The sequence below is a fragment of the Yersinia sp. 1252 StPb PI genome, from assembly GCF_048593885.1.
GTDB classification, from domain to species: Bacteria; Pseudomonadota; Gammaproteobacteria; order Enterobacterales; family Enterobacteriaceae; genus Yersinia; species Yersinia enterocolitica_E.
The window spans coordinates 18,980-27,973 of record NZ_JAZGQE010000049.1 but is presented as its reverse complement, the minus strand read 5'-3'; the positions used below and the strand labels follow the sequence as shown (position 1 = coordinate 27,973).

The window sequence follows — 8,994 nt, the reverse complement described above, 5'->3', positions numbered from 1 at the left end:
ATCGATTAATGGTGGTATTACATATAGTTTTTAAATTTATTCACCATTAAAAATGGTTTTTTATCAAAATCGCCAGAGGCGCAATCACTAATGTAAATGGTAATAGTATTATGGTTAATAATATATATTCTGTTGTGATTTTCACTTGCCTGTTTTTTTTTGCCATACCGTGGGCTTTGGCTGATGATAGTATTCAATTAACTGATATGAAACAGCGCAGTGTTGTTCTGAACGCTTTGGCAAAACGTGCTGTTGTCATCCCGATACCCGCAGCTTCGCTACAGGTCAGTCTGGATCAAGGCACCGATCGTCTTGCGGGTATTCATCCCTTTGCTAAAGTGGCAGCTGAACAAGGAATGCTCGTGACAATGTTTCCGACAATGGCATCGCTACCCAGTGATACTGTTGGTCACGGCTTTATGCCTAACATTGAAACATTACTAACGATTCAACCCGACTTAGTTTGGCAGTGGGGACATTTGGGGAATGACATTGTCGATCCTATTGTTCTGGCGGGTTTAAATATTGCGCTGATTTTATATCCTTACCATGATGATACCCAGACACAGCAATGGATATCATTGATAGGGGAAAGTATTGGCCAAGAGGTGCGGGCGGAAGAAATTATTCTATGGCGTCAAAAGACACTACGGGATCTTGATGGGGTGGTAACCTCAATACCACAGCAGCAAAAACCTCGAGTTCTCTATCTTTCACGGTTTCTATCGGAAATACAAACGATTAGCCGTACTTCGCATACCAATCAGGATATTAAACGGGCTGGCGGGGTCAGTATCACCGCTGAATTTAACGGGCCAAGAGTTATCAATCAAGAACAAATCATAGTCTGGAATCCAGACATCATTTTATTAGGTAACTTTGAAACGGGTGTGATACCTGCGGATATATATGCCAGTCCAGCATTAGCCGAGGTGGCAGCCGTTAAAAATAAAAGAGTGTATAAAATCCCCAATGGAGGATTTATCTGGGATGCGCCCAGTCAGGAAACACCACTGTATTGGCAATGGCTTATGGATATCTTTTATCCTGAAAACATCAGCGGCCCATTAAAATCAAAAATTATCGAAAGTTATTCTTTCCTTTATGGCTACAACTTAAGTCAACGCGAGCTCAATAAAATCTTGCAGCTAGAGGCCAATAAATTATCGGTACATTATATCGATTTATTCAAGGATGAATCATGAGATACCTACATTTTTTGCGCCAAAAAAACGCTGCTTTTTGGTTTCTGATTAGCCTATTGCTGATTGTGGTAATACTGGTGGCACTGTGTAGCGGCCGTTATCCATTAAGTATCAATGTGGTGATGGCAGTTTTAGTCTCAGCAATATTCCCTATTGAAGATCTGAATCTATTGACTCAATGGACGATGACAGAACAGCGTGTTGTTATGGCTATCCGTTTACCGCGAATTCTTATCGCTGCCTTGACTGGCGCTGGTTTGTCAGTTGCCGGGGCTGCGCTACAAGGAATTTTCCGTAATCCATTGGTGGGGCCGCAAATAATTGGTGTCTCTTCGGGGGCGGCATTGGGCGGTGCTGTTGCGATAGTACTATTTTCCTCTCTGATGCTAACCACGGCCTTAGCGTTTGTTGGTGGATTATTGGCGATGACATTGGTGTATTTTCTTGGGCGCTATGGCGGCAGTACTCGGGTTTTAATGTTGATATTGGCCGGGGTGGTGATCAGTGCTTTCTTTACCGCATTAATATCCTTGTTGACCTATTTTGCTGACCCTAATAGCACATTACCCACGATTGTTTTCTGGTTAATGGGCAGTTTTTCTACCATCACTTATCACAAATTATTTTTAGTCACTCTGCCTGTTTTACTTGGCATTTTACTGTTGTTTTTATTGCGTTTCCGTATCAATGTTTTATCTCTGGGGGACGAAAATGCGGCGGCACTGGGGGTTTCAGTCGAGAAAACTCGCTGGTTAGTTTTGCTAGCGACCACGTTAATTACGGCAGCGACTGTCGCGGTTGCTGGGACTATTGGCTGGGTTGGGTTGGTTGTTCCCCATATTACACGGATTATTGTCGGGCCAGATCACCAGAAATTACTTCCAACCGCCGTGGTATTTGGGGCTATCTATATGATTATCATAGACACCTTGGCTCGCAGTGCTACTAGCGCTGAAATTCCTTTGGGTGTTCTTACGGCATTGATTGGCGCGCCGGTGTTCGTCTGGTTACTACGAAAAAATCAGGATAAGGGGTGGCATCGTGATTAATGTGAGTAGATTAAGTCTGTCTCATGGGGGGAAGGTTTTGTTTAATGATCTGTCATTTCACCTCGGTAAAGGGCAGATAGCGGCTATTATGGGGACTAACGGGCGCGGGAAAACAACATTATTACGCGCGATTTTGGGCCTTATTCCCTCACAGCAGGGGGATACGTGCCTGTCAGCTGAGGTCGCTTATGTTCCGCAGCAAGAAAGCATAACCTTCCCTTACACAGTGCGGACTATGGTGATGTTAGGGCGGGTACGCCATATGCGCTGGTATGCCTCGCCTGGTATCGTTGATCGGGACATAACGCAAAGTTGTTTAGAACTGATGGGATTACTGCCATTAGCTGATAAGCCTTTTGATCAACTCAGTGGCGGTGAGCGACAGTTGGTTTGTATTGCCCGGGCATTGGCCAGTGAACCAGAAATTATTATTTTGGATGAACCTGCCTCTGCGTTGGATTTATCAAATCAAGACCGTGTGCTGAGTACATTAAGGGCGTTATCTACAAGACAGGGTATAACAGTACTATTTACCACCCATTCACCACAGCACGCACGGCATATAGCAGATAACACTTTGTTGCTTTACCCAGAGGGTGAGTATCTGTATGGCCCCAGCGGCGAAATATTAACTGATGAGCCATTGACGCGGCTTTACACCTTACCAATACACGTAGCTAAAGTGAATTATCAGCAGCGAGTTTTGGAGCCTATCATCCCAATATTCAGTGATAACCAGCAACAAAATACCGGTTCGACTTACGCCGAGCCCACCCCACCCAATTGTTGCAACGTGGTTTCCAGCGCCTGACGCAGTAATTCGCGGTCATGGCGATAAGGGATATCTTTGGCTTCCAGTGGCTGCTGGATAATAATCCTGTCCGTTACACCACTGATATCAATTTGTGGACTGACAATTGCCGCATCAATAATTTTGCGGCCAATCTTGCTTTCCATTATCGCCAGTTTTTCTTGCAACGATAGCGCGGCCGCCGCCACACTGAGTTCACGCCCGAGATTACCGATATAAATCATACTGGCAGAGCTGCGCCGTAAGGCCTGAGTTAAGTCATCGAGCAGTAACAAGGGCATCAGACTGGTTAAGAAACTACCTGGCCCAATCAAAATAACATCGGCCTGGCTAATTGCTTCCACGGCTTCCCGCGTGGCGTGAACGTGCGGTGACAACAACATCTCTTGTGGCATTTTTGCCAGTTGGTCGATATTCACCTCACCATAAACGGGGTGCCCTTCATGATCGATGGCCAGCAAATCGACCGGTTGCTCAGACATCGGGATGAGCCATGCCTCTACTTTCAGCAAGCTACGCACCAGATTGATTGCCTCGATAGGTCTGATGCTGAGATGGTCTAACGCTTTGAGCATTAAATTGCCCAGATTATGGCCCGAGAGTTCGCCATTACCGCTAAAACGGTATTCAAACATTGCCGAAGCCACACTCGGCTCAGTGATCAACTGATTAAGGCAATTGCGGGTATCACCCCAGGCAATCCCTCCTTCTGAACGGCGAATGCGACCCGTCGAGCCGCCATTATCGGTGGTGGTAACAATACCTGTCAGGCGTGAACCCAGCGGAGAAAGGGCTGACATCACGCGCCCCAGGCCATGGCCTCCCCCTAAAGCAACCACTCGATCGAGATCCGCTAATGTGCGATTTCGCATATTTTTCCTGTCTAAATATTGTTGCCTGGCTCTAATAGCGTAGCTAAGGGTGAAATTGCTGCATAAGTTAACGGATTTGCCGCGAAAACGCGATAAAAGCCATTGTTTTCGTGATTTTAAACAAAGTATTAGCAACGGATTACAATAGACTGAATAACAGTGAGTTTTGTTAGATAAGTCGTTGTATATAAAAATATATAACGAAAAACAGCCATTGGCTATCCTGCCGTTTTAGCGTTAGAATCTCTAGGAAAAGTAGGGTTTTTAGCGACTCACCTGCCACTAAGCGCTTTACTTTTTAAACCATGGTTCGGTGGGCAGTAGGTAAACTGTCACTGAACATAAACTCCTAGCCTTGGCGTCTACGTTGTCTCGTCCGCGAACAATATGATGCTCTGGCCGTGGCTTTAAGCCACCAGGGTGCGAGGTAGAAATGCCTGCATCTCCCGTATTTGGAAAGGTGTTATGGTACAACTCACTGACGCATTTGCGCGCAAGTTCTATTACTTGCGCCTATCAATCACCGATGTGTGCAATTTCCGTTGCACCTATTGCTTGCCGGATGGCTATCGCCCCGACGGATTAAAAAGCTTTCTGAGTCTGGACGAGATAAGCCGCGTCAGCCGCGCCTTTGCTCTGCTGGGAACAGAAAAAATTCGTCTGACGGGCGGCGAACCTTCTATGCGGCGCGACTTCACCGATATCATCGCGACTATCAAACAAAATCCGGCGATCCGCACGCTGGCAGTCACCACCAATGGCTACCGTTTAGCCCGTGACGCCACCCAATGGCGGGAGGCTGGATTGACAGCCATTAACGTCAGTGTTGATAGCCTTGACCCGCGACAATTTCATGCCATAACCGGGCAGGATAAATTTCATCAGGTCATGCAAGGCATTGATGCTGCTTTCGATGCTGGTTTTGAGAAAGTCAAAATTAATGCCGTACTGATGCGTGATGTCAATGATCGCAACCTGAATGCCTTCCTCACCTGGATAAAATCGCGGCCGATTCAACTGCGGTTTATCGAATTAATGGAAACCGGCGAGGGGGGCAAGCTGTTTCGTCAGCATCATGTCTCCGGTGGCGTCATCCGCCAGCAATTACTCCAACAAGGTTGGCAGCAACAAGCGCGGGCACGTAGTGATGGCCCGGCGCAGGTGTTCTATCACCCGGATTATCTGGGGGAGGTCGGGCTGATTATGCCGTATGAGAAAGACTTCTGCGCCAGTTGTAACCGCTTGCGTGTTTCAGCACTGGGAAATCTGCATTTATGCTTATTTGGCGAGCAAGGTATTACGCTACGTGACTTACTGGGCAGCGATGACCAGCAAGATGAGTTAATGGCACGCATCCAGAGTGCATTGCAAACCAAGAAACAGACCCATTTTCTGCATCAGGGCAACAGCGGTATTACCCAGAATTTATCGTTTATTGGCGGTTGATAGCGGGCAACGTTAAGAACAGAAGAGAATATATGACCCAACTAACTCACATTAACGCCGCAGGCGAAGCCCATATGGTGGATGTTTCCACTAAAGCAGAAACTGTGCGCGAAGCACGGGCAGAGGCTTTTGTTGAAATGCAGGCCGCGACGTTGGCGATGATTATCGAGGGCAGCCACCACAAAGGTGATGTCTTTGCCACTGCACGTATTGCCGGGATTCAGGCGGCTAAAAAAACCTGGGAATTGATCCCGCTGTGCCATCCACTGCTGCTGACCAAAGTTGAAGTTCAACTGGAAGCACAACCAGAACACAACCGTGTGCGTATCGAAACTTGCTGCCGCCTGACCGGTAAGACCGGCGTGGAAATGGAAGCGCTGACGGCAGCTTCCGTTGCCGCCCTGACAATTTACGATATGTGCAAAGCGGTACAAAAAGACATGATAATTGGCCCGGTGCGCCTGTTAGCAAAAAGTGGCGGGAAATCCGGTGATTTTAAGGTGAACCCATGATTCAGATTCTCTTTTTTGCTCAGGTGCGTGAACTGGTCGGAACCGATAGCCTGCAATTGGCGGCGGAATTTCCCACTGTCGAGGCACTGCGCCAATCCCTGTGCCAACGGGGCGAACGCTGGCAATTAGCCCTTGAAGAAGGCAAATTACTGACTGCGGTGAATCAATCACTGGTTAATGTTCACCATCCGCTGGTGGCGGGTGATGAAGTGGCGTTCTTCCCGCCGGTGACCGGAGGTTGATAATGGAGCATACCCGTATTCGTGTGGGCACTGAGACCTTCAGTGTGGGTGATGAGTATCACTGGTTGTCACAGTGTGATGAAGATGGCGCGGTGGTGACCTTTACCGGCAAAGTCCGTAATCACAACCTGGGTGATAGCGTCAGTGCACTGACGCTGGAACATTACCCAGGCATGACAGAAAAGGCGTTAGCTGAGATTATTGATGACGCCCGCAGCCGTTGGCCTTTACAGCGAGTTAGCGTTATTCATCGGGTAGGGCCACTGTTCCCCGGTGATGAAATTGTCTTTGTCGGGGTGACCAGTACCCATCGCAGTATGGCGTTTGATGCGGCTGAATTTATAATGGATTATCTGAAAACAAAGGCACCATTTTGGAAACGGGAAGCCACAACGGACGGCGAACGTTGGGTTGAATCACGCGACAGTGATCATCAGGCGGCCAGGCGCTGGTAAATTGAGCGTAAACCAGTGTAAAGATCACTGCTAAATGTCTATTTTTACTCCCTTGTTGACTGTACTTCTGTGGTACCCTTAAAAAGTCGGTGGGCTGTCAATTTAGATGGCCTGTATCATTATTTATATGCATAAGGTAACTACCATGGATCGCTATCCACGCTCTAATGGTTCGATTGTCGAACGTGCCAACACAGGCATTCAGGCATACATGGCGCAGGTATACGGCTGGATGACCTGTGGTCTGTTATTAACGGCGGTTGTCGCTTGGTACGCAGCGAATACCCCTGCGATACTCAACTTTATATTTTCCAGTCAGATCACTTTTTTCGGGCTGATTATTGTTCAGTTAGGTCTGGTATTTGTTATTTCTGGCATGGTTAACCGCCTGAGTGGCTCGATGGCTACCTCGCTGTTTATGCTCTACTCCGCATTAACCGGCTTGACGATATCCAGCATTTTCATCATGTACACCAGCTCTTCTATCGCCAGCACATTCTTGATTGCTGCCGGTATGTTTGGTGCCATGAGTTTCTACGGCTATACCACCAAGCGTGATTTGAGTGGTATGGGCAGCATGCTGTTTATGGGCCTGATCGGTATCGTGTTGGCATCGATTGTTAACATCTGGCTGAAAAGCACGGCGCTAATGTGGGCAGTGACCTACATCGGGGTGTTAGTGTTTGTTGGTTTGACTGCTTATGATACCCAGAAGTTGAAAAACATGGGCTCACAGTTGGATGCCAATGATAAAGATAACTTCCGCAAGTATTCCATCGTGGGTGCTTTGACGCTGTATCTTGATTTCATTAACTTGTTCTTGATGTTACTGCGGATTTTCGGCAACCGCCGTTAAGCTGGCTGATTCAGGGCTGCGACGCGGCAAACTTGCTCGCCGTACGCTGCTCGAAATGCTCATTGACCGATGTCAACTGCGCTTTCTGCGCTGCGGGCGTCGGTCAATTTTTTGGTCTCGCCACTGAATCAAACTCAGCTTAAGCTAGCTGATTCAGGGTTGCAATGCGGCAAACTTGCTCGCCGTACGCTGCTCGAAATGCTCATTGACCGATGTCAACTGCGCTTTCTGCGCTGCGGGCGTCGGTCAATTTTTTGGTCTCGCCACTGAATCAAACTCAGCTTAAGCTAGCTGATTCAGGGCTGCGACGCGGCAAACTTGCTCGTTGTATAGGTTGATCAAAATTTTAAAGGACACCCCTGTGGTGTCCTTTTTGCTTTTTGGTGAATGCAAGTAAGTCTTGCTACCGTTTAATGTCGCTATGCGATTTTCCGCCTAAACATCCCATAGGCGGCACTCCCCGTGGTGGCGGTTATCACGAGTAACGGCCACAAACTGTGCCAGATAATATCGAAACTGGCATCCTTGAGGTAAATCTGTTTGGTGATATCGGTAAAGTGACGGATAGGGTTGATCCACGTAATATTTTGCAGCCAGATAGGCATATTCTCCACCGGCGAGACATAACCGGACAGCAAGATAGCGGGCATCATAAAAACAAACACGCCAATAAAAGCCTGCTGCTGAGTGGAACATAACGAGGAAATTAGCAAACCGAAGCCAACGAGCGACAAGCCGTAGAGCAGCATGGTGCCGTAAAATAGTGCCAACGAACCAGCAAACGGAATTTGGTAAAAAAAGATACCGATAAACAAAACGATACTTGCCTGGAAAGTCGCGACAATCAGTGCCGGGACAGCTTTACCAATAAAAATCTGCCAGGTGGTTAGTGGTGAAACTAACAACTGCTCGAGGGTCCCTTGCTCCCGCTCACGAGCCACCGACAGTGATGTCACAATAAGCACCCCGATGGTCGTAATCATCGCAATCAATGATGGTACTACGAACCATTTGTAGTTCAGATTTGGGTTATACCAATTGCGGATGACCAACTCGCTGTTGTTGGGCTTTATCTGGCCTTGGGTTAATTCTAATTGATAATTTTGTACGATTTGCTGAATGTAATTGGCGGCAATTTGCGCGCTGTTGGAGTTGCGCCCATCCAGCAATAATTGCAACTGAGTGGTTTTGCCATTCGCCAGGTCAGCACTGAATTGCTCTGGGAAACGTATCAAAAGCAGTGCTTGCTGGTTATCAATCACTGGCTGAATTTCTTGCGGGCTGTGAAGCAGTAAGACATGAGAAAAAGCCTCTGCTTTGGCAAAGCGTTGGGTCAGCTCTACAGAGGCTTTCCCGCTGTCTTCGCTATAAATAGCAATGGTGGCATTGGTCACTTCCAAAGTAGCGGCGAATGGGAACAAAATGACTTGTAATATGACCGGCATAATTAAGATTGCACGTGTCTGTGGCTCCCGCAGCAGTGACTGCAACTCTTTGATAATCAATGTGTAGAGGCGGTGAAACATATCTTGCTTCCTTCCTTTAA

At 47.5% G+C, this 8,994-nt stretch carries 10 protein-coding genes and 1 riboswitch; of the genes, 8 read left to right on the top strand and 2 right to left on the bottom strand.

All coding sequences use genetic code 11. From position 1 onward, the window contains the following. Positions 1-110: 110 nt before the first annotated feature. From V2A85_RS09780 to V2A85_RS09770, 3 genes are read left to right on the top strand one after another with little or no spacing between them, the layout of a single operon-like run. The gene (locus tag V2A85_RS09780; RefSeq protein WP_420071325.1) at positions 111-1,205 is read left to right on the top strand and encodes an ABC transporter substrate-binding protein; all 1,095 of its coding nucleotides are present in this window, start codon (positions 111-113) and stop codon (positions 1,203-1,205) included. Then, on the top strand, positions 1,202-2,254 hold the full coding sequence (locus tag V2A85_RS09775; RefSeq protein ID WP_420071324.1) for a FecCD family ABC transporter permease: 1,053 nt from the start codon (positions 1,202-1,204) through the stop codon (positions 2,252-2,254). Before V2A85_RS09780 ends, V2A85_RS09775 begins: the two co-directional genes overlap by 4 nt. Beyond that, positions 2,247-3,065: an ABC transporter ATP-binding protein gene (locus V2A85_RS09770; protein ID WP_420071323.1), complete on the top strand. Its 819-nt coding sequence runs from the start codon at positions 2,247-2,249 to the stop codon at positions 3,063-3,065. The genes V2A85_RS09775 and V2A85_RS09770 overlap by 8 nt, the downstream gene beginning before the upstream one ends. On the opposite strand, the gene V2A85_RS09765 is transcribed toward V2A85_RS09770, so the two are convergent. Beyond that, positions 3,014-3,937: a gluconeogenesis factor YvcK family protein gene (locus V2A85_RS09765; protein WP_420071322.1), complete on the bottom strand. Its 924-nt coding sequence runs from the start codon at positions 3,935-3,937 to the stop codon at positions 3,014-3,016. The two genes, V2A85_RS09770 and V2A85_RS09765, sit on opposite strands and share 52 nt — an antisense overlap. Before the next feature lie 334 nt (positions 3,938-4,271). Continuing rightward, positions 4,272-4,416: riboswitch (molybdenum cofactor riboswitch) on the top strand. Between V2A85_RS09765 and moaA the strand changes: the two genes are divergently transcribed. From moaA to V2A85_RS09740, 5 genes are all read left to right on the top strand, one after another. After that, on the top strand, positions 4,403-5,383 hold the full coding sequence (gene moaA / locus V2A85_RS09760) for a GTP 3',8-cyclase MoaA (protein WP_420071321.1): 981 nt from the start codon (positions 4,403-4,405) through the stop codon (positions 5,381-5,383). (Overlaps the previous riboswitch by 14 nt.) Before the next feature lie 32 nt (positions 5,384-5,415). Then, complete coding sequence (gene moaC / locus V2A85_RS09755) at positions 5,416-5,895, top strand: cyclic pyranopterin monophosphate synthase MoaC (protein ID WP_372558386.1); 480 nt, start codon at positions 5,416-5,418, stop codon at positions 5,893-5,895. After that, entirely contained in the window at positions 5,892-6,137 is a 246-nt protein-coding gene (gene moaD, locus V2A85_RS09750) for a molybdopterin synthase sulfur carrier subunit (RefSeq protein ID WP_032907188.1), read from the top strand. Before moaC ends, moaD begins: the two co-directional genes overlap by 4 nt. Before the next feature lie 2 nt (positions 6,138-6,139). Next, positions 6,140-6,592, top strand: coding sequence for a molybdopterin synthase catalytic subunit MoaE (gene moaE, locus V2A85_RS09745; protein ID WP_193784695.1), 453 nt, complete (start codon positions 6,140-6,142; stop codon positions 6,590-6,592). Between the two features lie 145 nt (positions 6,593-6,737). Then, on the top strand, positions 6,738-7,448 hold the full coding sequence (locus V2A85_RS09740; protein WP_083159520.1) for a Bax inhibitor-1 family protein: 711 nt from the start codon (positions 6,738-6,740) through the stop codon (positions 7,446-7,448). Between the two features lie 419 nt (positions 7,449-7,867). Here the strand turns inward: V2A85_RS09740 and V2A85_RS09735 are convergent, their stop codons facing one another. Continuing rightward, positions 7,868-8,974 carry an ABC transporter permease gene (locus V2A85_RS09735; RefSeq protein ID WP_005189548.1) on the bottom strand — a complete coding sequence of 369 codons (1,107 nt, stop codon included), beginning with the start codon at positions 8,972-8,974 and terminating at the stop codon, positions 7,868-7,870. Between the last annotated feature and the right edge of the window lie 20 nt (positions 8,975-8,994).